Annotated in this window: 20 protein-coding genes; 9 read left to right on the forward strand and 11 right to left on the reverse strand. The window is 61.4% G+C overall.

Annotated elements, in window-relative coordinates; all coding sequences use genetic code 11:
• Nucleotides 1-11: 11 nt before the first annotated feature.
• Nucleotides 12-1,829 carry a phosphogluconate dehydratase gene (gene edd / locus RRF64_RS07175; RefSeq protein ID WP_323845148.1) on the reverse strand — a complete coding sequence of 606 codons (1,818 nt, stop codon included), beginning with the start codon at nucleotides 1,827-1,829 and terminating at the stop codon, nucleotides 12-14.
• A 47-nt stretch (nucleotides 1,830-1,876) separates the two neighbouring features.
• Nucleotides 1,877-3,541, reverse strand: a complete 1,665-nt coding sequence (gene pgi / locus RRF64_RS07180) for a glucose-6-phosphate isomerase (RefSeq protein WP_323845149.1) — start codon at nucleotides 3,539-3,541, stop codon at nucleotides 1,877-1,879.
• A 339-nt stretch (nucleotides 3,542-3,880) separates the two neighbouring features.
• On the opposite strand from pgi, the gene RRF64_RS07185 reads away from it, so the two are divergent.
• Nucleotides 3,881-4,927 carry a LacI family DNA-binding transcriptional regulator gene (locus RRF64_RS07185; RefSeq protein WP_323845150.1) on the forward strand — a complete coding sequence of 349 codons (1,047 nt, stop codon included), beginning with the start codon at nucleotides 3,881-3,883 and terminating at the stop codon, nucleotides 4,925-4,927.
• Between the two features lie 141 nt (nucleotides 4,928-5,068).
• Here RRF64_RS07185 and RRF64_RS07190 read toward each other — a convergent pair whose 3' ends face one another.
• The 4 genes from RRF64_RS07190 to nagK form a co-directional block, all read right to left on the reverse strand.
• Nucleotides 5,069-6,400, reverse strand: coding sequence for a sugar MFS transporter (locus tag RRF64_RS07190; protein ID WP_323845151.1), 1,332 nt, complete (start codon nucleotides 6,398-6,400; stop codon nucleotides 5,069-5,071).
• Nucleotides 6,401-6,437: 37 nt separating this feature from the next.
• Entirely contained in the window at nucleotides 6,438-7,604 is a 1,167-nt protein-coding gene (gene nagA / locus RRF64_RS07195) for an N-acetylglucosamine-6-phosphate deacetylase (RefSeq protein WP_323845152.1), read from the reverse strand.
• Nucleotides 7,605-7,624: 20 nt separating this feature from the next.
• Nucleotides 7,625-8,623, reverse strand: coding sequence for a glucosamine-6-phosphate deaminase NagB-II (gene nagB-II, locus RRF64_RS07200; protein ID WP_323845153.1), 999 nt, complete (start codon nucleotides 8,621-8,623; stop codon nucleotides 7,625-7,627).
• 61 nt (nucleotides 8,624-8,684) lie between these two features.
• Entirely contained in the window at nucleotides 8,685-9,632 is a 948-nt protein-coding gene (nagK, locus tag RRF64_RS07205) for an N-acetylglucosamine kinase (protein WP_323845154.1), read from the reverse strand.
• Between the two features lie 559 nt (nucleotides 9,633-10,191).
• Between nagK and RRF64_RS07210 the strand changes: the two genes are divergently transcribed.
• The 3 genes from RRF64_RS07210 to RRF64_RS07220 all read left to right on the forward strand — a co-directional run bounded on the left by RRF64_RS07210 (nucleotide 10,192) and on the right by RRF64_RS07220 (nucleotide 13,841).
• Nucleotides 10,192-11,514, forward strand: coding sequence for a phosphate ABC transporter substrate-binding protein (locus RRF64_RS07210; protein ID WP_323845155.1), 1,323 nt, complete (start codon nucleotides 10,192-10,194; stop codon nucleotides 11,512-11,514).
• 88 nt (nucleotides 11,515-11,602) lie between these two features.
• Nucleotides 11,603-12,466, forward strand: a complete 864-nt coding sequence (locus RRF64_RS07215) for a DUF6279 family lipoprotein (RefSeq protein ID WP_323845156.1) — start codon at nucleotides 11,603-11,605, stop codon at nucleotides 12,464-12,466.
• A 100-nt stretch (nucleotides 12,467-12,566) separates the two neighbouring features.
• Nucleotides 12,567-13,841 (forward strand): aspartate aminotransferase type Ic, encoded by a 1,275-nt coding sequence (locus RRF64_RS07220; RefSeq protein WP_323845157.1) that lies wholly within the window; start codon nucleotides 12,567-12,569, stop codon nucleotides 13,839-13,841.
• Between the two features lie 189 nt (nucleotides 13,842-14,030).
• Here RRF64_RS07220 and olsF read toward each other — a convergent pair whose 3' ends face one another.
• The 5 genes from olsF to RRF64_RS07245 form a co-directional block, all read right to left on the reverse strand.
• Nucleotides 14,031-15,707: a bifunctional ornithine lipid synthase OlsF gene (olsF, locus tag RRF64_RS07225; RefSeq protein ID WP_323845158.1), complete on the reverse strand. Its 1,677-nt coding sequence runs from the start codon at nucleotides 15,705-15,707 to the stop codon at nucleotides 14,031-14,033.
• On the reverse strand, nucleotides 15,704-16,495 hold the full coding sequence (locus RRF64_RS07230; RefSeq protein ID WP_323845159.1) for a UDP-2,3-diacylglucosamine diphosphatase: 792 nt from the start codon (nucleotides 16,493-16,495) through the stop codon (nucleotides 15,704-15,706). The genes olsF and RRF64_RS07230 overlap by 4 nt, the downstream gene beginning before the upstream one ends.
• Nucleotides 16,496-16,610: 115 nt before the next feature.
• Nucleotides 16,611-17,348, reverse strand: coding sequence for a hypothetical protein (locus RRF64_RS07235; protein WP_323845160.1), 738 nt, complete (start codon nucleotides 17,346-17,348; stop codon nucleotides 16,611-16,613).
• A gap of 47 nt (nucleotides 17,349-17,395) precedes the next feature.
• Nucleotides 17,396-18,769 carry a hypothetical protein gene (locus tag RRF64_RS07240; protein WP_323845161.1) on the reverse strand — a complete coding sequence of 458 codons (1,374 nt, stop codon included), beginning with the start codon at nucleotides 18,767-18,769 and terminating at the stop codon, nucleotides 17,396-17,398.
• Nucleotides 18,770-19,062: 293 nt separating this feature from the next.
• Complete coding sequence (locus tag RRF64_RS07245; protein ID WP_323845162.1) at nucleotides 19,063-19,395, reverse strand: DUF1820 family protein; 333 nt, start codon at nucleotides 19,393-19,395, stop codon at nucleotides 19,063-19,065.
• A gap of 294 nt (nucleotides 19,396-19,689) precedes the next feature.
• On the opposite strand from RRF64_RS07245, the gene miaB reads away from it, so the two are divergent.
• From miaB to lnt, 5 genes are all read left to right on the forward strand, one after another.
• The gene (miaB, locus tag RRF64_RS07250) at nucleotides 19,690-21,057 is read left to right on the forward strand and encodes a tRNA (N6-isopentenyl adenosine(37)-C2)-methylthiotransferase MiaB (protein ID WP_323845163.1); all 1,368 of its coding nucleotides are present in this window, start codon (nucleotides 19,690-19,692) and stop codon (nucleotides 21,055-21,057) included.
• 479 nt (nucleotides 21,058-21,536) lie between these two features.
• Entirely contained in the window at nucleotides 21,537-22,574 is a 1,038-nt protein-coding gene (locus tag RRF64_RS07255) for a PhoH family protein (RefSeq protein ID WP_323845164.1), read from the forward strand.
• Between the two features lie 16 nt (nucleotides 22,575-22,590).
• Nucleotides 22,591-23,064, forward strand: a complete 474-nt coding sequence (gene ybeY, locus RRF64_RS07260) for an rRNA maturation RNase YbeY (RefSeq protein WP_323845165.1) — start codon at nucleotides 22,591-22,593, stop codon at nucleotides 23,062-23,064.
• Between the two features lie 76 nt (nucleotides 23,065-23,140).
• Nucleotides 23,141-24,052, forward strand: a complete 912-nt coding sequence (locus tag RRF64_RS07265; RefSeq protein ID WP_323845166.1) for an HlyC/CorC family transporter — start codon at nucleotides 23,141-23,143, stop codon at nucleotides 24,050-24,052.
• A 221-nt stretch (nucleotides 24,053-24,273) separates the two neighbouring features.
• Nucleotides 24,274-25,842, forward strand: a complete 1,569-nt coding sequence (lnt, locus tag RRF64_RS07270; RefSeq protein WP_323845167.1) for an apolipoprotein N-acyltransferase — start codon at nucleotides 24,274-24,276, stop codon at nucleotides 25,840-25,842.
• Nucleotides 25,843-25,850 lie beyond the last annotated feature (8 nt).

The raw sequence follows: 25,850 nt of genomic DNA on the forward strand, positions 1-25,850 counted from the left end.
CACCGCAAAAATTAATAGAGAATGCTGGCGCCGCTCTCCGCGCCGCTGGCGATTGCGCGCATATTGGTAAACAGCTCGCGCCCCATGCCCCTGGCGCTCTCGGACAGATCGCACTGCGCCGGCTCCCGTGCCGCCAGTTCAGCATCGTCCACATGCACCTTCAGCACACCCGCCTCGCAGTCCAGTTCGATCAGGTCCCCGTCGCGCACCCTGGCGATGGGGCCGCCCTCGACCGCTTCCGGCGACATATGGATAGCCGCGGGCACCTTGCCGGACGCGCCGGACATGCGCCCGTCGGTCACCAGCGCCACCTTGAAGCCGCGATCCTGCAGCACACCCAGGGTCGGGGTCAGCTTGTGCAGCTCCGGCATACCGTTGGCGCGTGGCCCCTGGAAGCGCACCACGGCGACAAAGTCTTTTTCCAGTTCGCCGGCCTTGAAGCGCGCCAGCAGCTCGTCCTGATCGTTCAGCACGACGGCCGGCGCGGTGACCTTGAGATGATCGGATTTCAGCGCCGATACCTTGATTACGCTGCGGCCCAGATTGCCCTCCAGCAGCTGCAGGCCGCCGTGGTGCGAGAAGGGATCGCTCACCGGGCGGATAACATCCGGATCGCCGCTTTCCGCCGGTGTCGGGCGCCAAACCACAGCGCTCTTGTCTTCGTTCAGGAACGGATCCTGGCAGTAGGCCTCCATACCGGAATGCCCCAGTACCGTGTGCACGTCGTCGTGCAGCAGGCCGGCGCCGAGCAATTCGCGAATCAGGAACTGCATACCCCCGGCGGCGGCAAAGTGGTTGATATCGGCGGTGCCGTTCGGGTACACGTGACAGAGCAGCGGTACGACTTCCGACAGTTCCGCCATGTCCTGCCAGGTGAGCTGGATTCCGGCGGCGCGCGCCATGGCCACCAGGTGCAGCGTGTGGTTGGTGGAACCGCCCGTGGCGAGCAGGCCGACGATGCCGTTGACGAAGGTCTGCTCGGTCAGGATCTTGGCAATGGGCGTGTGCTGGCTGGGCTCGGTGATCTGCACCAGCTGCTTCACCGCGGCCTCGTTCAGCGCCGTGCGCAGCTCGGTGCCGGGATTGACGAAAGAACTGCCCGGCAGCTGCAGCCCCATGATTTCCACCAGCATCTGGTTGCTGTTGGCGGTGCCGTAGAAGGTGCAGGTGCCCGGGCTGTGATAGGAAGCGCTCTCCGCTTCCAGCAGTTCCTTGCGGCCCACCTTGCCCTCGGCATACAGCTGCCGCACCCGCACTTTTTCCGCATTGGAAAGACCGGTGGGCATTGGACCCGCCGGTACGAAGATTGCCGGCAGGTGGCCGAAGGCCAGGGCGCCGATCACCAGGCCCGGGACAATTTTGTCGCAGATGCCGAGGAACATGCTGCCCTCGAAGACATCGTGGGACAGGGAGATCGCCGTGGACATCGCGATCACGTCGCGGGAAAACAGGCTCAGCTCCATACCGGCGCGGCCCTGGGTCACGCCGTCGCACATGGCCGGCACGCCGCCGGCGACCTGGGCGGTGGCGCCATTGCGCGCGGCCGCTTCTTTCAGCAGCTGCGGATAGGTGCCGTAGGGCTGGTGTGCCGACAGCATGTCGTTGTAGGCGGTCACTATCGCCAGATTGGGGCCGCGCCCGGAGGCGATCAAGTTCTTGTCCTCATCGGAGGAAGCGGCGATGGCGTGCGCCAGGTTGCCGCAGGACAGGCGGCCGCTGGCGCGGCCTTCGAAATGCGACTTGTCCACCTGCGCTAGGTATTGCGCGCGAGTCTCCTCGCTGCGCTCGATGATCCGATCGGTAACTGCTTGAACCTTGCTGTGTACCATAACCTTTCCGTATTCCTGCTTTTGCTGCGCTAACCGCAGTCAATCCTCTAGCCGGCAAACTCCAGCGCCGCGGCGCCGGCGGTCACCCGCTGGTAATAGTTGATCAGCCCCGCCGTGGAAGCGTCCTGGCCGCTTGCATCGCCACTTGTCAGTTTCGGTTGTAGTGCCGCGGCCAGCCCTTTACCCAGTTCCACGCCCCACTGATCAAAAGAATAAATTTGCAGTATCACGCCCTGAGCAAATATTTTGTGCTCGTACAGCGCAATCAGTGCGCCCAGCGAGTGCGGGTCGAGCTTGCGCAACAGGATGGTGTTGCTGGGCCTGTTGCCGCGGTGCACCTTGTAGGGTGCCAGCTTTTCAATTTCGTCCACCGCCAATCCCTTCGCGGCCAGCTCTGTTTCCACCTGCTCCCGGCCGACCCCGTTCATCAGGGCCTGGCTCTGGGCGAGCATATTGGCCAACAGGATTTCGTGATGTCCCGGCAGCGCATGCCCGGGGGTGGCACTGCCGATAAAATCCGCCGGCACCACTTCGGGGCTCTGGTGCAAATACTGGTAAAACGCGTGCTGGCCATTGATGCCGAGCATGCCCCATATTAGTGGGCCGGTTGCGTAATCCGCCTCCTCCCCTGCCCTGGTAGTAGATTTGCCGTTGCTCTCCATCTCCGCCTGCTGCAGATACGCCGGCAACATATGCAGCGCCTGCTCGTAGGGCAGAATGGCGTGCGCCGGATAACCCATGAAGGTGCAGTACCAGAGACTCACCAGCGCCATCAGTACCGGCGCATTCCCCTCCAGCGGCGTCTCGCGGAAATGCCTGTCCATGCTGGCCGCTCCGTCGAGCAGCGCGCGAAAATTGTCGAAGCCAACTGCAATGGCGATGGGCAGCCCGATCGCCGACCAAAGGGAAAAACGACCACCGACCCAGTCCCAGAAGCGGAAAATGCGCTGCGGCGCCATGCCGAACTCGATCGCCCTTTCCGGCTTGGCTGTCACCGCAACAAAATGTTGCCGCAGCAATTCAGCCCGGGGCGCCAGATCGCCAAACCAGCGCAGCGCACTGCGCGCATTGGTCACGGTCTCGGTGGTGGTGAAGGTTTTCGACGACACCACAAACAGCGTGGTTTCGACATCCAGTGTCGCCAGGGTGTCAGCCAGCTGGGCACCGTCCACATTGGAAACGAAATGCACTCGCACATCGTCGCGCCGATAGGCCCGCAGCGCCTCGATCGCCATCGCGGGGCCGAGATGGGAACCACCGACCCCCAGATTGACCACATCGGTAATGCGCCGGCCGGTGCAGCCCGTCACGGCGCCATTATGTAGTAAATTTACAAACTCTTTCAAGCGCCCCAGCTCAGCGGCCGCCTGGGCATCCACCGAATCGCCGTCCAGAACTACGGGTTGCGGCAGGCCGCCGCGCAGCGCCGCATGCAGAACCGGGCGCCCTTCGGTGCAATTTATCGGCGCACCGGACAGCATGGCATCACGCCAGCCCTCGAGATCCGCATCGCGCGCGAGCTGTAACAAATTTACAAAAACCTCATCGTCGATCAGGTTCTTGGAGAAATCGAACAGGAATTCCGGCAGCTCGACGGAAAAGCGCGCCGCTCGCGCCGGATCCTCCGCGAAGAGTTCGCGCAGGTGGCGGCCCTGCATCCTGCAGGCCAGAGAATTGAGTCGCTGCCAGCTGGGAAACTGGGTGATATCCATCAGAAAGCCCCCTTGTTTGTCGGTGCCGGCGACAGAATTCGGGCACCGGTTATTGTTCTTGTAACTCTGCCCTGCCGATCCATGCCGACAAATGACAGCGTTGTCATAATGACATGAGGCTCCCATATCATGAAAACGCTGTCAATTTGAATTGTAGTAAATTTCCAAAAACCGGCCGGCAATCGCAAGAAAGAGCGGCAGCCAAAGAACTACCCGGGAAATATGCCGACATTTGCTGATAGACTGCGGCATTCGGCCGCCAGGAGCTCCGCGCCGCCCCTCCCGACGCCTGAGGGCCGGCTGCGACCGAGGCATTTACAATAAGGACAAGCGCCCCCGATGAAAGTCACCATCAACGATGTCGCCGCGCAGGCCGGCGTCTCGATCAAAACCGTTTCCCGGGTTATCAACAACGAACCCTCCGTGCGCCCCGCCACACGGAAGAAAGTCATGGAGGCTGTGGAGGCACTCAACTACCAGCCCAACCTGGCCGCGCGCAACCTGGCCGGCAGCCGCTCCTACACCATCGCCTTTATCTACGACAACCCGAATGCCTACTATGTGATCGACATGCAGAACGGCATACTCGAGGCCTGCAAGGCGCGCGGCTATGAGCTGCTGATTCACCCCAGCAACTCCAAGTCCGCAACGGTGCACGACGAGCTGCGCAACCTGGTCGAGCACTCCAAAGTCGCCGGGCTGGTGCTGACGCCGCCCTTTTCCGAAACCCAGACGGTGATTGAAACGGTCAAGTCCCTGAACGTGGACTATGTGCGAATCGTCTCCGCCGCCGCGGCGCACGACGACGAAGAGAACTGCATCCAGGTGGACGACAGCGCGGCGGCCTACGATATTACCCGGCACCTGCTGCAGCTCGGTCACAAGCGTATCGGCTTCCTCTGCGGCGGCGAGGAACACGTCTCCACCCACGGCCGCCTGGACGGCTATCGCCGCGCGATGGCGGATGCCGGCCTGCCGATCGAAGAAGACCTGATCCTGAAAGGCGAATATTCGTTTGATTCCGGCGTCACCGGCGCCAAGACGCTGCTGCAGTCAGCCAATCCGCCCACGGCGATTTTCGCCAGTAACGACGAGATGGCAGCCGGTGCGCTCTTCGCCGCGCGGTTGATGCATATCGAGATTCCGGAACAGCTCTCCATCGTCGGTTTCGAGGACAGCCCCTTCTCGCGGCAGACCTGGCCCAAACTGACCACCGCTCACCAGCCCAACAACGAGATCGCCAAATGTGCAGCGGCACTGGTCCTGAGCAAGGCGCGCAGCAAAGGGGCGACCGAGAACGGCAAAGCCCACAAAGAGGCGGGGATCGTGCGGGAGTTCACGCCAGAGCTGGTGGTACGGGATTCCAGCGGGCCAGCGCCGGAATAAGCGCGGGGTTCTTCTGAAGTAACCGCAGCGGCCGCAATGGCGGCCATTCAGCAATCTAAAAAAAAGAGCCCTCACTAGGAGGGCAAGATGACGAGAACCAAAGAGAAAAACAACAGAAAGAAAAATGACAAGTAAAGTGTGCTACTTCCAGCTGCGCAGCTTGTGCCCCTTGAGCGCGTAGAAGAGGATAAACAGATAGGCGGGAATCGCGATCAGGTAAGCGAGCTGGCCGTCACCGGTATCCGCGAAGTGTCCGTACAGTGGCGGCATGACCGCAGCACCGGAAATCCCCATAATCAAAAGAGCCGAGCCTTTAGACGTAAATTTGCCCAGCCCCTCCAGCGCAAGCGGCCAGATCGCCGGCCAGCACATGGCGTTGGCAAAACCCAGTAGCGCAACAAAGAACACGGCGTTCGGCACTTCCGGCAAGCCGAACTGGGACAGGGTCGCGGCAGACAGCGCTGCACTTTCCATAGAGCCAGTCATTACCAATGCGGTGAAGACAAGCCCCAGCACGGCGGAGATCATCAGTGCGGTCTGCTGGCTGATAAAGCGCGGAATCGCAATGGTGCCGTAAATGTAGCCGAGCACCATAAAGATCATCGTGTAGGAAGTCAGTACCGCGGCCTCGGCAGTATCCATACCCGCCTGCCTACCCAGCAGGCCGATGGCATCGCCGGCAATGACCTCTACACCGACATAAAAGAACAGAGCTACCGAGCCGAGAATCAGCTGCGGAAATTTCATCAGTCCGGCCAGAGTCACCTCGGCATTCTCCTGGCCAGCCACTGCTTCATCTTCAATATCGGGCAGCGGGGCAAACGTCATCGCCACCGCCAGAATCACCGCCAGAATCGCCATGCCAATATAGGGGCTGACCAGCTGGCCCGCCAGCTCGTCCAGCTTGGCATCCTTGGCGGTGGCAGAGAGTGCCGACAGCTCGGCATCAGAAATTCCGGTAATGCCACCCAGCACCAGTGCAGCGAATACCAGCGGCGCCACAATACCGGCGCCCTTGTTCAACAGGCCCATGATGCAGATACGCACCGCAGCGGTATCCGGGGAACCAACCCTGACGATATAGGGATTGGATGCGGTCTGCAGAATTGTCAGGCCCGATCCGACCACGAACTGGGCAAGCAGGAAAACACCAAAGATGCGACTGTAGGCGGCAGGAATAAAAATCAGCGCTCCCACTCCAACAAGTGCCAAGCCCAGCGCCATACCGTTTTTGTACCCGGTGCGCTCGATGATCGCCGCCATCGGCAGGGCCATCACGGTATAGGCAATATAGAAAGCAGAAGCGACCAACATGGCCTGGAAGGCAGTCAGATCACAAATAGTCTGCAGGAACGGAATCAGGGCGCCGTTCAGCCAGGTTACAAAGCCGAAGATAAAGAACAGCATGCCGATGATCGCCATCGGCAGCAGGCTGCTTCTCGACTCATGTTGAGTTGCAATTGCGGTATCCATAGGAGCACCTTTTTATCGTTATGATGATTTGCGAAAGTTACTTTTGCCTTAGCTGCGAAAAGACTTCCCTGCCACCTATCCAGGTTTTCGTAACCTGTAATTTCTCGTCCAACAAAATTAAATCCGCGGGAGAACCGGCTTCGATCTTCCCGGCCCGCGCACCCAGAAACTGTGCCGGGTACAGGCTCGCCATGCGCAGCGCCTCTTCGAGCGCTACACCGCACCAGTCGCGCATATTGCGCACGGCGCTGATCATATCCAGATGGGAGCCTGCAAGCTCGCCGGTGGTCGAAGTCAGCTTGTCGCCCTCGCGGGTAACCACCCGATCGAACAGCGGAAAGCTGGTTTCGTCGCAGCCCACCAGCGACATCGCATCGGTGACCAGCATGATCTTGCCGCGCGGCTTGGCCTTCAGGGCCAGCAGCATCGCTTCCGCGCAAACGTGATGACCGTCGGCGATCAGACCGCACCAGGCGTCATCGCTGATCAGCGCCGTCCCCACCATACCCGGCTCGCGGGACTGTAGCGGCGACATGGCGTTGTACAAATGGGTAAAGCCCGTGGCGCCGGCGGCGACCGCCGCAGCGGCGGTTGCGCCGTCCGCATTGGAGTGGCCGAGGCAGACCTTTACGCCGAGAGACACCAGCTTGCGGATATCCTCGACCGCGACATTCTCCGGCGCCAGGGTCACCACCTTGATACCCAGGTCCTCGCGGGCGTAGATGGCGAACTCCTCGTCGCTCAGCGGGCGAATAAATTTTTCCTCGTGCGTACCCTTCTTCGGCCCGCTTAAGTGCGGCCCCTCGAAGTGTACGCCGATCACGCCGGGCACTCCCTCGCTCAATGCCGCGCTGACGGCATCCGCGGCCCGCTGCATGACATCCACGCGGTCGGTGATCAGCGTGGGCGCAAAACCGGTAGTGCCGAATCGCGCGTGGGCGGCACTCATCCTGCCCAGTGCATTAACACTGGGATCGTTGTTAAACAGCGCACCACCGCCACCGTTGACCTGCACATCCACCAGGCCAGGCGCCAGCAGGCCGCGCAGACGTTCGGCGTCAGCCGGCGCCTCGCCGTCTAGCGACTCGATCAGGCCGTCGTCGCCGATCGCCAGCGGAACATCGCGGCGAATCTGTTCGCCGTCGAAAAGTTGCTCTGCGATCAGTGTGCGCACCACGATGTTCTCCACCTCTCTCTGACCCACCGCTCTCTGGCCCAACCGGTTCAGACGGTTTGGGTAACTTTCTTCAGGCCGGCCGGCTCGTCCGGATTGATACCGCGGCTGACCGCCACATGGGCGACGTCGATATAAAAGCGCTGCAGCAGCGCCAGCGGCGCGACACGCGGGTGAACGCCCTTACTGGGAACGTGCAGGTTTACCAGGGTGCCGCCGCGGCGGATGATATCCGCGATCTGCTCGCTGTGCGCCTGAAAAGATTCGTCCTCGATCGGCACATTGACCACCGTGAGTTTCTGTTCCACCAGGGTCACCGGGCCGTGCAGGAACTCGGCACTGGAGAAGGACTCGGCGTGGATATTGCAGACTTCCTTTAGTTTCAGCGCCAGCTCACGGGTGATGCCGTAACCGGGACCGCGGCCGAGCACCACCAGGTTCTTCACGTTGGCCAGGTCTTCCGGGCGCAGCTGGATCTCGGACTCAATCGCCTCGCTCAGGGTCTGCGGCAGCGCATCGACCGCGTCGAGCAATTCCCGATTCTCGGTCCAGTTGGCCACCAGTTGCAGTACCGCAGACAGGGTGGCGAGATAACTCTTGGTGGCCGCGACCGCCTTTTCCGGACCGGCTTTCAGGGGCACCATCAGGTCGACGATGTCGCCGATGGGCGCACTTTCATCGTTAACCAGCGCCACCGTATAGGCACCCGCCTCTTTCGCCATTCTGGCCTGGGCGAGAATATCCGGGCTGCGGCCGGACTGCGAGATCACCAGCACCAGCGCACCCTCGAGCTTCAGCTTGCGGCCGTAGACGCTGGACACGGATGGCGCCGCGGCGAACGTGGGCGTGCCGGTTTCAATTTCAATCAGATACTTGGCAAATACACCGGCGTGGTCGGAAGAGCCGCGCCCGACAATCATGACGAACCTGGGCGGCTCGCGCCGCAGCCGCTCGCCCAGCTGGGCCATAGTGGCTGCATTGCTCTGCAGTTGCTCGGCGATACGCGCAGGCGCCTCGCGGGCCTCGGATTCCATGATGGTAGTGGCCATACCGCTATTTACCTGTATTGCCTTAGCGGGCGTTGTTGCAGTCATAAAATCTCGGTTTCCATTATCCAAACAGGGCGTTAGTGCCGGCTTCCGGAGCGGCGTCCTCAATCTCGCCCGCCTCTCTCGCCAGGGATTGCTGGGCGAAGTAGACACAGCCAATCTCCGGTGCATCCAGCGGCTCTGCCAACTGCTCCACAACATGGGGGGCCAGCCAGGGACGCAGGCGCGGCGCCAGGCCGCCAATCATCGTCAGGCGCGGCGGATGCAGCTCCAGCAATTTGTCGGCCAGGTCACTGATATAGGAGGCGCCGTCCCGCACTATGGCCACCGCCACCGGATCGCCGGCCTCGGCACACTCGATCACCTGCACCGCCAGGCGCGCGTAGTGGCTGGAGGATTTGCCGCCGATCTTTTCGAACACCTCGTTGGCATCCTGTGCATCGAGCGCCTTCAGCAGTTCACCCTTCAGCCGCGAATCCTCGGCAAGGCCGTCCAGGGCCATCAGCAGGTATTTGACCGCCTCCATTCCCATCCACGCACCGCTGCCCTTGTCGCCGTGCGGAAAGCCATGGCCGCCGATCAGCTTGCTGCGACCGTTGACCCAGGAATATCCGACGGAACCGGTGCCGGCAATGATCACAGCGCCGTCGCCGCCGCGGTGGGCACCGAGGCAGGCTGAGTGCTGGTCGGTAGTGAGATACATTTTCTTGAAGGGGTGGGCCCAGGAGGCCATCTCGTTGTACAGCCGCGGCATATTGACGCCGGCCAGGCCGACACCCGCCACCAGCTTGCCGAGGGTCTCCGGCGGCAACTTGGCGTCCGCCAGCGCGAGTGCCGCGGAGCGCACGATGGAATCGATGGTCTGGGCATAGCCGTGCAGCGGATTGGCAGGTCCGGCGACACCGGTACCGAGGACACGATTGTGCGCATCCACTATAGAGGCGCGGCACTTGCTGCCGCCGCCGTCGATACCAATGAAAAGTGTGTCCCTGTCTCTCAAAGCAACCATCTGTCCCGGCCTCTAAGATTTTGTATTGTTATGTGTCTTTGCCGGGCTTCCCAATGCATTTCCCCGGGAAGCCGGCCGACGCACTGAGGGCGCCAGTGCCAATCCGCTAATAGTAGAGATACTACACAAGAAATGACAGCGTTGTCATGCCATTTCCAATAAAAACCCAATCAAAAGCGTGTTCACCACCTCGATCGATCAATAAATAAACGCAACTTCTTTGGGGTGCCGGACAGTATAAGAGGCTCTGGTCGATCTCGCCCACAGCATCCCGGCAAACACCCTTGCCGCGCGGCGCTCCGCGGATTGTCGCCCACCACCGCTTCTCGGTCGAGAAACTGCGAACCAGCTAACACCCGTTTGCAATAATCGCGTCACACATTTCTGCGATAAAGCACCCGCCTGGAATGACGCCCTCTTCACAGTCGGCGCCTCCCGCACCACGCGAATACGCTGCCCGCGAGCCACCGCAACCCGCAGCCTGGGGCACTCATATAACGACAACGGCGGGATTCGCTCCAAACATATTCTAACAAGGAAGCAAACGAGAGGTTATCTAATGGGGGGCTTGTTCACGCGCGCCGCGATCGCGGCGCTTCTATGCTGCCAGTTCTTTGCCGCACCGTCTGTGGCCGCAGAATCCCAGACCCTGTTCCGCCTCACCGGCTCCAACACGGTCGGCGCCGAACTGGCGCCGCTGCTGGTAAAGGGGTACCTGCGCAGCCTGAATGCCAGCAATATTGAGCAGCGCAGTGCCGGTGAGCGCCACTGGATCAGCGCCACTCTGGAAGGCCGCACTGTAGTGGTGCCCATAATCGCGCTCGGCAGCAGCACCGGCTTCAAGGCCCTGAACAGTGACGACGCCGATATCGGCATGGCCTCGCGCAAGATCAAGCAGAAGGAAGTGGAAATGCTGGCGCGCTTCGGCAATCTCGCCAGCGCCGACGCGGAGCACGTCATCGGTCTGGACGCGCTGGTCATCGCGGTTCACCCGAGCAACCCGGTCAGCCAGCTCAATCTGGCGCAACTCAGACAGATATACAGCGGCGAAATCCGGAACTGGGCCGAGCTCGGCGGTGCCGATTTGCCGATTCGTCCCCTGCACCGGGATATCGAATCCGGCACCCGGGCAACCTTTGACGAAGAGGTCTTCGGCGGCAGCCGCCCCGCGGCCCGCGGCGTCTACGAGGTGTCTGGCAATGCCGAGACGCATCAATTGGTACAGCGACAGGCCGGCGCCATTGGCTACCTGCCGTTCGCCGACGCGGAGGGCGTCAGGAAAGTGGCGATCAAGTCCGGCAATCTGGCCGCCGTTGTGCCCGACCGCGGCATCATCGCCACCGAGGACTTCCCCCTGACCCGGCGCCTGTACCTGTACAAGAATCCGAGCCACTACAAACCCCACGTGGACAGCTTCCTGCACTTTGTCGAATCATCTAAAGGACAGGAACTGGTGGCGGAAACGGGCTTCATCAACCTGACGCCGGTGGCGCTTAGAATGGACCCCTACCCCAACGCGCCCGAAGACTACCGCGCGCTGATGGCAAAGGCTGAGCGCCTGAGTATTTCCTTTCGCTTTGCCGACGGCAGCTCGGAGCTCGACAGCCGCGCACTCAAGGATCTGCGCCGCCTGGAGGCCTATATGGACGGCGCCGAACGGGAACTCAGCCTCACGCTGGTGGGCTTTTCCGACCAGAAGTCCAACAGTAATATCGCCGATATCATCTCCCGTTTCCGCGCCCTCAAGGTCCAGGGCGCCCTGTTGCGGGACCACCAGCTGGGCGACAGCAAGATCCTCGCCCTGGGCGCCTTTGCACCGCTGACCGCGGATCGCGAGCTGGCTCCGATCAAGAACAGCCGCGTCGAGGTGTGGATTAATTAGCCGACGGTTCAGCTATGCTAGTACCTTAGAGGACACTAATGATTGGCCCGTCCAATTCGACGGGGGCTGTTGTCACAGGGAAGAGACGATGACGGACCCGGTGCCGGGACTACTGAACCGTACTTGGCGTATCGCAACGCTGGTTGCGCTGCTGTTTCTCTGCAGTTGCTCCAGTGTACAGTTCGCCTACAACCAGCTGGACCGCTGGATGCGCTGGCAGATCGACGACTATGTCGATCTCACCAGCGCGCAGAAGGGACAGTTGGTCGCCGCCCTCGACAGCTTCCACAGCTGGCACCGCCAGACCCAGCTACCCCACTACGCCGACTTTCTTTCGCAACTCGCCGACCAGGTCGAACAGGGCCAGCTGCAGCAGGTACAGCTGGCCGCCGTGGAGGAGCCGCTGCGCCAGTTCTGGGATACCGCCAGCATGCAGCTCTACGACCTGCTGCTGCCCCTGGCCGCCCAGTTGAGCGATGCGCAGATCACCGGTATGGAACAGAAACTGCGCGAGAAACGCGAGGAGTCGCTGGAGAAGTGGCAAAAATCCCCGGACCGGATTCAGCGCCGCAGGAAAAAGCAAATTCGCAGACAGAGTGAGCGGTGGCTCGGCTCGCTGAGCGGTGAACAGGAGCAGCTGATTGCTGCCTGGGTGGCGCAGGTGGAGTACAACCCGCTGCTGCGCGATCAGCAGCGGCAGATCTGGCAGGCGCAATTTATCGATCTGCTGCGCCGCAAACCGGACGGCTATCTGGCTCAATTGCGCGACCTGATGCTGAACCCGGAACAGCTCTGGCCCGAGGACTACCGCCAGATGCAGGAACAGCGGCACCAGCAGGCGCGAGAGCTGAGCGAGCAAATCCTCGCGAGCACCACCGAACAGCAGCGGCAACACCTGACGCAAACGCTGCGCGAATACGCGCGGGATTTCCGCACCCTGGCCAATCAGTGATCCTCTTCTGCAATCCGCCTTTTTGTCCCGGAGATAGCTGACGGATGCCATCTGCGACTGCTAAGCTCGCCGCCTACATTAATCAGACAGGGGGAACCTCGTGCGTATCGACTCCGTCACACGCGACCAGCTACAGGCATGGGAAAAGGAACTGGGTGCGCAATACCAGCGTATCTGCCGGCACGAACTGAGCCTGGATATCACCCGGGGCAAGCCGTCGGCGGAACAGTTGCACCTGGCAGACAAGCTGGACGGCATACTGAACGGCGATTATCGCGCGGCCGACGGCACCGACACCCGCAACTACGGCGGCCTGGAGGGGCTGATCTGCGCGCGCGAACTCGGCGCGGACATATTGCAGGTGCCCACCGCAGAAGTACTCGCCGGTGGCAGCAGTTCCCTGACCCTGATGTACCACGCTGTGCTGACCGGCTACCTGTTCGGCTTCGCCGGCAACAAGCCCTGGCGGGAGCTGCAAGCACCGAAATTCCTCTGCCCGGTACCCGGCTACGATCGCCACTTCTCCATTTGCGAGCAGCTCGGCATCGACATGATCAATGTGCCCATGACCGATAGCGGTCCGGACATGGATATGGTGGAAGCGCAGATCCGCCAGGACCAGGACATTGTCGGGATCTGGTGTGTGCCGAAATTTTCCAACCCCACCGGCGTCACCTACAGCAAGGACACCGTCGAACGCCTGGCGCGCCTGGGGCAGATCGCCAATCCGGGTTTCCGCATTTTCTGGGACAATGCCTACGCGATCCACGACCTGGCGCAACAGGTCAACCTGCCCAGTATTCGCACCGCGACACTGGAAAACGACACCGCGGACTCGGTACTGCAGTTCGCCTCTACCTCCAAGGTCACCCACGCCGGTGCCGGCGTAGCCTTTGTCAGCGCGAGTCAAGCCAACCTGGCATCGCTGAAAAAGCAGATGCAGGCCATGACCATCGGCCCCGACAAGGTGAATCAGCTGCGCCACTCGCGCTTCTTCGCCGAGTTCACCATGCTGAAGGAGCATATGCAGAAACACGCACGGATTCTGAAACCAAAGTTCGAGTGTGTGCTGAATCAGCTGGAAAGCGCTTTCGGTGATTCGGATCTGGGCACCTGGGAAAAGCCGAAAGGCGGTTACTTCGTTTCCTTCAATACCCGCCCGGGATGCGCCACCGCTGTGGTCAAACTGGCAGCGGACGCCGGTGTGAAACTGACTCCCGCCGGTGCGACCTTCCCCTACGGCAAAGATCCGCAGGACTGCAATATCCGCATAGCCCCCAGCTTCCCGCCACTGGAAGAGCTGGACACGGCGATGTCGGTGTTTGTGCTGTGCGTGAAGCTGGCGAGTGTGCGCCAGCAGCTGGAAGCTTCCTGAGCCCCGTAAGCGAGTACAAGGGCGGTCCCGCTGCCGGGAATCGTTTGCGGGACACGGGCTAGGCGCCCCCCCCTAAATACATCCCTGTAGGCTTGTCTGCGAGGTCCCTCTCGCAGACAGTCCCGCAAACGATTCCCGGCAGCAGGACCTGCGCATCTGACTCCTGTTGTCTTATCGATGCTACCTGCCTTAAATACTGCCCAGATAGCGCCGGGCGAATTTCGGATCCACCTGCTCCAGGTCCACTACTACAAGGCCGTCCACCGAGTCGCAGAAGTCCGGATCCACGTTGAACGCGTGAAAGCTGGTTCCGCCCGGCCGAGTCACTGCGGTGTACTTCTTGAACAGCGGCGGCAGCATTACCCCCTCTTCCTTCAAAATCTGTTTCAGCTGCACCATGTCTTCACTGGCGTCTCCGCTCAGTTTCGGCAGGTCGTCGCGCGCCTCGGCGAACGGCAGGCGCGCATCACCGAGGGGATTCTCCGTGGCGAAGTGGTGCAGGAAGTAGCGCGCGATCGCCGATTTGGCGCGCACCGAGAAGGTGCCCGGCATGGACACAGGCCCGAACAGGTAGCGGACACGATTGCGCGCAATCCACTGGCCAATGCCGCACCAGAGCAGGTCCAGACCGCGGCCGCGCCAGTACTCCGGCAGCAGAAAACTGCGCCCGAGCTCCGCCGATCCCGGCAGGCACTGCTGCGGTGCGCGCGGATAGTTGAACAGCGTACTGCTGTAGATCTGTTCCGGCTGCAGGCCTTCCGTCTTCGCCAGGCGGTAGGCCCCGGCAATCTGCCGCCGCTGGGTATCCCATAGCAGCAGGTGGTCGTAGTGCGCATCGAAAGCGTCCCAGTCGCGGCTCTGCCCGGTGCCCTCTCCCACCGCGCGGAAGGCGATTTCGCGGATCCGCGACAGCTCGCGCATCACCGAGCAATCCGCCTGCTGGCGGTAGAGTTTGATGACGAATTCACCCTGTTCGATCAGGGTGTCGCAGCCTTCAATCACGCGCGCCACCTCGTCCGCCGGTTCGGCGGCGGCGATGGGTTCCGGACCCAGTGGCCGCGGCGACTTGTGCAGCTGGTATACATGACGGCGCCACAGCGCGGCCTGGGCGCGCGGGGTCAGCGGCCAGTTGCGGAACAGATCGGCCGCCACCGGACAGCCGATGCGGATATCGATACTGCGGCTGGTCTGCTTGAACATTTCGCGAATCAGCCACAGGGTGGACAGCGGCTTGTTCAGCATGGACAGGCCGTAGAACCACAGCGAATTGCGCCCGCGCACCTGTACCGGAAGGATCGGTGCCCGGGTTTTCTCCGCGAAGCGGGCGAAGCCCGGATTCCAGCGGCCGTCGCGCACCCCCTGGGGTGTGAGCCGCGAGACTTCACCGGCCGGAAAGACGATGATGACCCCGCCCCGCTGCAGGTGCTGGTAAATGCCCTCCACATCGCCGCGACGGGTGCGGCCGCTGAAGTTGTCCACCGGCAACAAATACGGGCGCAGCGGCTCGATATTCCACAGCAGTTGGCTCGCCACGGCGCGCACGTCCTTGCGCACCCGCGCCACCATGTCGATCAGCGCCAGGCCGTCGAGGCTGCCGAGGGGATGATTGGAAACGATCACCAGCGGGCCGCTGCGGGGAATCCGCTCCAGCTCCGACGGGTTCAGGTCGTAGCGGAAGTCGAAGTAGGCGAATACCTGGCGGATAAAATCCAGCCCGCCCAGATGCGGGTAGAGGCGGCCGAACTCCTGTATCTGCTGCTCGCAGCAGATCTTCTTCAGGGTCGCGGAGACCAGCTTGCGCGTCGGCTTCGAAGGCGCGGCGCTGTACCAGGCATTTTTCTGTAACAGGTTTTCCAATTGGATCATGCGGCTACCGCCTCAGTCATGATATGGGCGATTTTCGGCGCCCTGTGCCAGTGCAGCAGTTCCAGGCTGCCATCGTGTTGCTCCACCACCGCGCTCATGGAGTCCACCCAATCGCCGCAGTTGGCGTAGGTCACCTGATGGTCGGCGCAATTGCCATGACGCAGGGTGGCGCGATGTATGTGACCGCAGATAACGCCATCGAGGCCGCGGCGACCGGTCTCGCGGATGGCGATTTCCTCGAAGCGGTTCATCATGCGCCTGGCCGCCTGCACGCGGTTTTTCACGTGATTGGCGAGTGACCACCAGGGCTTGTCGAAGCGGCCGCGCCAGTAGTTGATCCAGCGGTTCAGGCGCAGCATCAGGTAATAGCTCTGGTCGCCGATGTGGTAGCTGATGGGATTGACATCGATTTGATGCTCGAACTGGTCGCCGTGGGTGACCCAATAGCGCCTGCCATCGCCCGCGGTATGGACCCACTCGCGCTCGACACGGATATTACCGAGGCGCTTGCCCGCCCAGCTGCGCATCGGCGCGTCGTGGTTGCCGGGCACATAGATGATTTCCGGGGTCTTGCTGCTCAGTTCGGACAACATGCCCAGCAGCAGGGAAGATGCCTGACACCAGCTGCCTTTGCCCTGCGCCAGCGCCTTCATATCGAAGATATCGCCGACCAGGTAGACAGTGTCTGCGCGGTTCTGGGCGAGGAAGTCCGCCAGCCGTTGCGGCTCGCTGTCCCTGCTGCCCAGGTGAACATCGGAAATCCACAGTGCGCGATAGCGGTTGCTCATGGCAAGGTCCCAGTTAGCGGTTTGAGATACCTTGCTCGAGTTTTCTTACAGAAAGTGGCCAGTTCTGTGAAGAATTTATTGCAGCCCGCGGGCGCAGCGTCAATAGATCGGAGCGCTAGTTCCTGACTCTTTCAATCTGCTCAAACCTGGATACGCTCGCCAGGTAATCCTCCCAACTGCTGGCCAGATCAGAGGTTTGAAAGCGTTTATATTTTTCCCGGTCGAGCCAGAAAACCTTGGTCTTGACCCGGCGCAGATCGATCATCGGCAGATTGTCGATCGCCTCGGCACCGGCGCTGAAGACTGATCCGGCCCTGGAATTCTGGATCATGTCGCTGACGATTGTCAGACTGATATCCCCGGCCCGCTGATCGATCCTCCGCAACGCGGCGATATCGGACAGGGCTTCAAAAATGGGCGACTGCTTCTGCTCACCGGAGGCCACGACGGAGGCGATGGTGCGCTCGAGCGGTCTTTCAAAACGGTCCCGGTACAGCTGTTCGACGAATACACGGTTTGAAGTCAGCATATCCACATCGTCAGCGGAATTCGGCTTGCACAGATCGATGACCGGGTCCGACAGACCGTTGTAGCGCTCATCGAGAACAAATATGGAAAACCGGTCATTCACCCTGGCGCTCTGCAGCAGATCCGATATATGGGTGCGAAGGAAATGCTCCTGGTGCGCAGACAGGGCATCGGAGACATCGATAATCAGCAGATGGTGGCTATATCGCGGCAAGCTCTCGTTGCAGAGCGTCACCCTGTCATAGTCCTTCTCCGGCGAGTTGATCACCTTCAGCACGAAGGCGGCCAGCGCGATCAGGATTGCCGCACCGAAAGCAAATATCACTACCCCCTTCCTGTCCTCGGCCGACATGCCTCTGCGGGAATACCTCATCACAATCCACTCAGTCCGTTGTCCCGTTCAATACTGCCGATCAGGGCAGACAGCTGCCGCTGTACTTCGTCGCTCCTTCTGTTGATGGCCGCCACGGAATCCGCGTAGACCTGATCCAGGTCGTGCAGCACCTGGTCAAATGCGACCAGGTCTCCCTTGTGCTGTTCCAGACCCGTAGTGTTCAACTTCGGTAATTTATCCAGCTCAAACCGCAACAGCTCGCCGAAGTAGGCCGCGCGGCGATTCATCATGCGCGCGGAGTAGGACTGGTAGTAGCGGACCAGCTCGTCCAGCAGCCCCTGCGCCTTGACGATATCCTCTTCATAGTGACTGCGAATTTCCTCGCTGCGCTCGATACTGGATTTGAAACTGATGTACTGCGAGCGGATCTCCCTCTCCGTTTCGGCGACTTCCTGCTGGAACTCCTCCGCCACCTCATTGATTTCCTCGATGGCCCCGGCACAACTCCGGCACCACTGGTTTTGCAGTTCCTTGACCCGCCGGGTCATCGCCGTATAGCCGGGATAGCGGTCATCGACCACAAAAAACTTGGCGGTGAGCAGTATCAGGGCGATGCCACTGACGATCACCATGATCCAGGAATTGAAGTCGTGAATGCCAAACGGATCGCCCCACAGGTTCATCACCGCCAGTTTGGAGGCGATGAATGGATTAAGTTCCAGCGCCTCGCGGTAGTGGCCGACCCCGAGCACAAAGGCAGTGGCAACCGCGCCGATGGCCGCAAACAGGAGCAGCGCCAGCAGCTTGCGCAGAATATTGCGGTGAAAGCTGCCTCTCAGTGCGAAGGCGGCAAAGGCGGCGAGCCCCAGGTTGACGAGCGAGATGATGAATGCCTGGAAGAAGCCACCTACGAGACCCAGCTCGCTGCCCTTGGATAGGAAGAAGGAGTTCAGTGCCGTCTCGAAGATGACGATGAAAAATATAATGGAATAGTGGAGGATCTTGGACTCCCGGTAGATAGCCTCCCGGGTCAGGTCGTTCCTGTGTTTGAAGATCTCGAGATCCATCCGCACCGAGGACAGTTCCCTGGCGATCCGTTTCAGGTCCTGGGCAATTACCGAGAAGCGGTTGCCAATCCGCTGGCTGATCGTCTTTTCGGTGTTCTTCACATCCTGGTACAGCTGTCGGATACCCACTTCGTTGCGGGCTTCCACCTGCTCGTCGAGCTGCGCCTGCCGGTCCTGATGAACTTTGCCGATGATCTCCCGGATCACATAGGAGCGAAGGCTCTCTTCGCTCTCGGTATGGCTGTTGCGATCGATCTCGGGGATACCGGCCTTGACGTCGCGCTCTACGCGCTGTTCGAGCTTGAGGGCGGAAATGGCGGCCTTGGTTGCCGGAATTGAGGTCATGGCTTCACCTAAAAGACATCCACTACATTTTAGGTTTCGATTTTGACTGTCATTCCGCTGGCAGAAGTGTTTCGCCTTCGGGGGCAGCACCTGATCCCGAGCAAGGAATCACTTCAGTAAGACCGTCCGCCCAGTCGCAACTGCCCGGCCGGTCCACAGCGGAAATTTTCCCTATCCTTCAGAATAGCTGGCCTGGAGAGCGCAAGGGGGTAATGCGATAAAGTGTGGCCCAAATCCTGGCCGGGGCTGGAAGCGCGGGGAGCAAGGCGGCAGCGGGACACTGCCGCGGGAGGTCACTCGGAATCTATCGGCGGGCGCATCGGCGCAGGGAAGGGGAACTTGGTGACCTTGTCACCTTTTACCTCTACGATTTTGCCCACACCCTCTTTCTCCACCTCGTCAATACGCACGATGCTGTGCATCGGGATATAGCAACGGGTCACCGAGGCGAACTCGCTCTTCAGCTTCTCTTCGCTGGGATCCACCACCAGTTGCGCCTTTTCACCAAACACAAACTCCTCCACCTCGATAAAGCCGTACATATCGCTCTGATAGATGGCCCGGGCGTAGAGTTCGTACACCTGGTTCTGGTTGTGGAAGATGACTTTGTAGATTGGGTTGGCCATAGGTCTCTCTAACTGGGGGCTGCCCCGTGGATACAAGCGGGGGAGGCTTCGCAATTCAGTGCCTGCCATCCCTGGCGCTACTACCGTGCATTCGATCTAGCTCCGGCCCAGCCATCCCTGGCTGGTCGCTGGCCCGCGCACAAAGCAGGGCTTTGCAAACGCGCGAGCCAGCCCGAAAAAGCGCGCAAGAATAGCACAGGATTTCCGCACCTAATATAGCCGTCTATGCAGTGCAGAGCGGTATCGCTATAATGCCCCACCCTATTTATTGACCAGTTTTTAACCAGGCGCAACATGTCCGAAACTTCGGTAAAGAAGCTCTATATCAAGACCCACGGCTGCCAGATGAACGAGTACGACTCGGCGCGCATGCGCGATCTGCTCGGCGAGTCCCACGCCATGGTGCCGACCGATGATCCGGAGGACGCGGACGTCCTGCTCGTGAACACTTGTTCTATCCGCGAGAAGGCCCAGGAAAAATTGTTCCACCAACTGGGCCGCTGGAAGCACCTGAAGGAAAAGAATCCCGACCTGATCATCGGCGTCGGCGGCTGTGTGGCCAGCCAGGAGGGCGAGGCGATCGCCAAGCGCGCGCCCTACGTGGACCTGATCTTCGGCCCGCAGACGCTACACCGCTTGCCGGAGATGATGGAAACCAGAGAGCAGAAAAACGGCGCCGTGGTGGTGGACGTCAGCTTTCCGGAGATCGAGAAGTTCGACCGGTTGCCGCAGCCGGAGGCGGAAGGCGCCACGGCGTTCGTCTCCATTATGGAGGGCTGCTCCAAGTATTGTACCTTCTGCGTGGTGCCCTACACCCGCGGCGAGGAAGTGAGCCGCCCGGTGGCGGACGTCCTCGAGGAAGTCGCCCACCTGGCGGACCAGGGCGTGCGCGAAGTGAACCTGCTGGGCCAGAACGTGAACGCCTACCGCGCCCCCGGCGACGACGGCCAGATCGTCGATTTCGCCGAGCTGATCACCTATGTGGCGGCCATCGACGGTATCGACCGGATCCGCTACACCACCTCGCACCCGGTGGAGTTCTCCGATGCCCTGATCGACGTCTACGCCGAGGTGCCGGAACTGGTGAACCACCTGCACCTGCCGGTGCAGAGCGGCTCCGACCGCATCCTGATGGCGATGAAGCGCGGCCACACGGCGCTGGAGTACAAGTCCAAGATCCGCCGCCTGAAGAAGATCCGCCCGGATATCTGCCTGTCTTCGGACTTTATCATCGGCTTCCCCGGCGAGACCGAACAGGACTTCGAGGCCACGATGAAGCTGATCCAGGACGTGGGCTTCGACATCTCCTTCAGCTTCATCTATTCCCCGCGCCCGGGCACGCCGGCGGCAGACCTGCCGGACGACACCCCGGAGGAAGTGAAGAAGCAGCGGCTGCAGCTGCTGCAGCACCGCATCAACCAGCAGGCGGCGGAGATAGCCCGGCGCATGGTCGGCAATACCGAGCGGGTGCTGGTGACCGGCGTGTCGAAGAAGGACCCGGGCCAGCTGCAGGGCCGCACCGAGAACAACCGCGTGGTCAACTTCCGCTTTGACGATCTGGCACTGATCGGCAAGTTCGCCGACGTGCTGATCGAGGAGGCGCTGCCCAATTCCCTGCGCGGCACCTTGGTGGCCTCTGAGCTGGATGGCCCGCTGGTCTAATTCAGGGGTTCAGTCGAACACGGTGGCGACCCTGCTGCCGGTAGCCGCCCGGGAAAAAACCTCATCGGTAAATATTTCCCGGACGGCCACCGGCAGCAGGACCTGCGCATTGGGCAATAACCCTCGTTACACCCCTCGCATGACAAGGGCCGGGAGAACTTAGAAGCCGGATGCGAAGGCTCTGATACCGGGGACTTCTCGCGGGACTGTCGGCCGGAGGGACCCGGCCGACAAGCCTCCAGGGATGGATTTACGGCGTGTCCCGCGAGAAGTCCCCGGTAGCAGGGCCGCTCAAGGACCCGCTGACGGAGCCCCCGCGATGGCTCCCCACACAAGAAGAGTCCCTATTCTGTAATACCGCCGTGTTATAAGCCCCACGACCAGATAGAACCCATTCGTCACACTCTCCCCTTTCCCCTACCGGGAAAATGGGTATACCCTAGCAATGAACCTCCCAGATAAAGGTGCCGGAAACCAATTTGGAAACGCATACCCTCGCTCACAGTATCACCCTGGAGCCCAACGACGCCCGCCGCCTGGCCAACCTCTGTGGCCAATTCGATCAACACCTGCGCCAGATTGAACAGCGATTGGATATCGAAATCCGCAATCGCGGCAATCAGTTTGCCTTCTACGGAGAGCCCAAGTCCGCCCGCGCCGCCGGCGAACTGCTGAGCTTCCTGTACAAGGAGACGGGATCCCGCGACCAACTGACGCCGAACGAGATCCACCTGGCGCTGCAGCAGTCGGGCGTCGAGGAACTCCTGGACAAGAATGACGAAAGCGAGGGCGGCGAAGCCGACCAGGTGGTGCTGATCCGCACCAAGAAGTGCTCCGTGCGCCCGCGCGGCCTGAACCAGCGCAAATACGTGCAGGCCGTGCAGACCAACGACATCAACTTCGGCATAGGCCCGGCCGGCACCGGCAAGACCTACCTGGCGGTGGCCTGCGCGGTGGAGGCGCTGCTGAAGGATCAGGTCGAGCGGATTCTGCTGGTGCGCCCGGCGGTCGAGGCGGGGGAAAAACTCGGTTTCCTGCCCGGCGACCTGAGCCAAAAGGTGGACCCTTACCTGCGCCCGCTCTATGACGCCCTCTACGAGATGCTCGGTTTCGAGACGGTCGGCAAGCTGATCGAACGCAACGTCATCGAAGTGGCGCCACTCGCCTATATGCGCGGCCGCACCCTGAACAATGCCTTCGTGATCCTCGACGAGAGCCAGAACACCACCCGCGAGCAGATGAAAATGTTCCTGACCCGCATCGGTTTTGGCTCCACCGCGGTGATCACCGGCGACCCCAGCCAGATAGACCTGCCCCGCGGCCAGGCCTCCGGCCTGCGCCACGCCGTCGAAGTACTGGGCAATGTAAACGGCATCAGCTTCACCCACTTCGGCGCCAAGGACGTGGTCCGCCACCCGCTGGTGCAACGCATTGTCGAGGCCTACGATGCGCACGAGGCGGAGCGCGAGGCGATGTCCGCGAATGCAACAGGCAAGCCGAATGAGGACGCCGCCTGAGGCAGCCGCACCAGTCATGATCGATCTACAACTCGACGTACAGCGGGCCACCCGCTGTACCGACCTGCCCTCGGATGACAGCATTCGCACCTGGGTGGCGGCCGCCCTGGCCGGCCGGCAGGAAGAGGCGGAGCTGACGGTGCGCATCGTCGATGAAGACGAGAGCCGGCAGCTGAATTGCCAGTACCGCGGCAAGGACAAGCCCACCAATGTCCTGTCCTTCCCCGCCGAGCTCCCCGAGGACCTGGATCTTCCCCTGTTGGGGGATCTTGTAATTTGCGCACCGGTAGTCGCGCAGGAAGCGGAACAACAGCGCAAAGAGCCCCCCGCGCACTGGGCACATATGGTGGTCCATGGCACACTGCATCTTTTGGGTTACGACCACATTGAGGATGCAGACGCAGAAGTGATGGAGCGGCTGGAAACCGGCCTGCTCGCTGGCCTCGGTTTTGCGGACCCCTATGCGCCCGTGGACGAGGTCGAGGAATAACCGCGCGTTCGTGATCCCGAACCAATACCGGCGCGAACCGCCACAGATTAGAGTACAGACGAGAGAAAACCGGAGCATGGCCACTTCCATGACCACAGACGAGCCCCCAAGTAGTCAGTCTTCCAGCCGCCCCCGATCGGGTGAAAAGCGATCGGGGGAGAAGAACTGGCTGGAGAAGCTCTTCGGCGCTTTTTCCGCCGAACCCAAATCACGCGACGAACTGCTGGATATCATCAAGGACGCCGCGGAGAACCAGCTGGTAGACGCGGAAGCCCTGTCCATCATCGAGGGTGCGCTGGACGTGTCCAGCCAGCAGGTACGGGAGATCATGATCCCGCGCTCACAGATGGTAGTGGTGAGCCTGCACGACAAGCCCGAGGAATTCCTGCCCAAGATCATCGAGTCGGGCCATTCCCGCTTCCCGGTAATCGGCGACAGTATCGATGACATCCGCGGCGTACTGTTGGCCAAGGACCTGCTGCCTCTGGTACTGAAAGGCGTAGAGGACTTCCAGCTGGAAGACATCATCCGCCCGGCCAATATCATTCCCGAGAGCAAACGCCTGAATATCCTGCTGCGGGAATTCCGCGAGAACCGCTACCACATGGCCGTGGTGATCGACGAGTACGGTGGTGTCTCCGGTGTTGTCACTATTGAAGACATTCTCGAGGAGATCGTCGGCGAAATCGAGGACGAGACCGACGAGGAAGAAGCGGACAGCTTTATCCGCAAGGTGGGAGAGAACGACTACATCGTCAAGGCACTCACCCCCATCGAAGACTTCAACGATTATTTTGCCTGCGAACTCAGCGAGGAGGAGTTCGATACCATTGGCGGCCTGATCATGCAGTCCTTCGGCCACCTGCCGGGGCGCGACGAGGTCACCCGCCTGGGCGACTTTATGTTCCGGGTGCTCTACGCCGACAACCGGCAGATCCACCTGTTGCGGGTCAGCCGCATGGAGCGGCCGGCGGCGGAAGACGGCTGACTGCCCGGCGCAGGGAACCTCTGCGCCGCTTGCGGGCCAAAGGACGGGTAAAATACGATCACCTGAAAGCCGGGCGCGGATAGACGCCAGCCATCGACACGGCGCCCGGCAGCCTGTTTCCAGGCAGCGGCAGCCCACGGGCGGATGCACCTATCCGCCCCTGTGTACTGCAACCAGATGCCAGGCGCCCGAATGCCAGAATATCGCGACGAAACCAGTCAATGCGCAAACTACTGATTCCACTCGCCAGCGCAGCCGCCGGCGGACTGCTTACACTCTCTTTCGCACCATATGATTACTGGGTCTGCGGCCTGCTGTCGCTGTCCCTGCTGGCGTGGCTGTATCTGCGCGCCGCCGGCGCACAGCCACTGGCCGGGCGCAGTGCACTGTGGCTGGCGTTCTGGTACGGGCTGGGGCTCTTTGCCACCGGCGGCTCCTGGGTCTATGTGTCCATCACCGAGTTCGGCAACTCCTCGGTGCCGCTGGGGCTGGCGCTTACCGGCGCCTTCGTCGCCATCCTGGCGCTGTTGCTGGCGCTGCCCTTTTACTTCCTCGGTCGCTTCACCGACCACCCAGTCCGCTTCGCCCTGGCCTTTCCGGCACTCTGGTTTATCAGTGAATGGCTGCGCAGCTGGCTCTTTACCGGCTTTCCGTGGCTGTTCGCCGGCTACGGCCACGTCGACACCTGGCTTTCCGGCTGGGCCCCGGTCCTCAGTGTCTACGGCATAGGCCTGCTGCTGGCGCTGAGTGCCGCCGTTATCGGCCTGGCCGCCGCGGGGCGGCTGGCACCGTTCAGGCAGCGCACATCCATTGCCCTGGTGACCGCAGCGCTGGCGCCCTGGCCCCTCGGCGCACTGCTCGCACAGGTGGAATGGACCCATACCGAGGGCGACGAGATCACAATCGGCCTGGTCCAGGCCAATATTCCGCAGGACAAGAAGTGGCTGCCGGAATTCCGCGGTGAAACCATCAGCCGCTACCAGGACGGCACCCGCGCACTCAGCGAGCGGGGGGTCGACGTGATCATCTGGCCCGAAGCCGCACTGCCCCTTTTGTACGGGCAGGCGCCCAATCTGATGGAGGCCCTGCAGCGCAATGCCGAGCAGACGCAGATAGACCTGATCAGCGGTGTGCTCTTCGACCGCGAAGATAGCGGCGCCGAGCCCCGCCGCGTCATCCACAACTCCGCCGCGGTCTTCGGGCGCAGTCCGAGCGTCTACCACAAGCGCCACTTGGTGCCTTTCGGCGAATATGTGCCACTGGAGGAATGGATCCGCGGCACCATAGAGTTCTTCAACCTGCCCACATCCATTATCCGCCCGGGCCCCGAGGAGCAGCAGCCGCTCAATGCCGGTGGCATCAGCTGGGCGCCACTGATCTGCTACGAGATCGTCTACCCGCGCCTGGTTGCTGACAGCGCGCTCACCTCCCAGGTACTGCTCACCATCAGTAACGACGCCTGGTTCGGCGATTCCATCGGTCCGCTGCAGCATATGCAGATGGCGCAGATGCGCGCGCTGGAAACCGGTCGCTATCTGGTGCGGGGCACCAACACCGGTGTCACCGCGATCGTGGATCCGCGCGGTCAGATCGTGGAAAAACTGCCCCAGTTTGAACGCGCCAATATGGTCGGGGAAATCAGGGCCATGGCCGGCAGCACGCCGTTTATGCTGGCCGGTATTTCGCTGGTATTCTCTCTGGCCCTGCCGATGCTGGCCGCAGCGGCAGTTCTGCGGCGCAAGAAGGACGCGCATTCGACTCTCGCCATCGGCCAGCAGACCACCGATTGACGGCGGCG

The sequence above is a fragment of the Microbulbifer magnicolonia genome (genome assembly GCF_035117725.1).
In the GTDB taxonomy this organism is placed as follows: Bacteria; Pseudomonadota; Gammaproteobacteria; order Pseudomonadales; family Cellvibrionaceae; genus Microbulbifer; species Microbulbifer magnicolonia.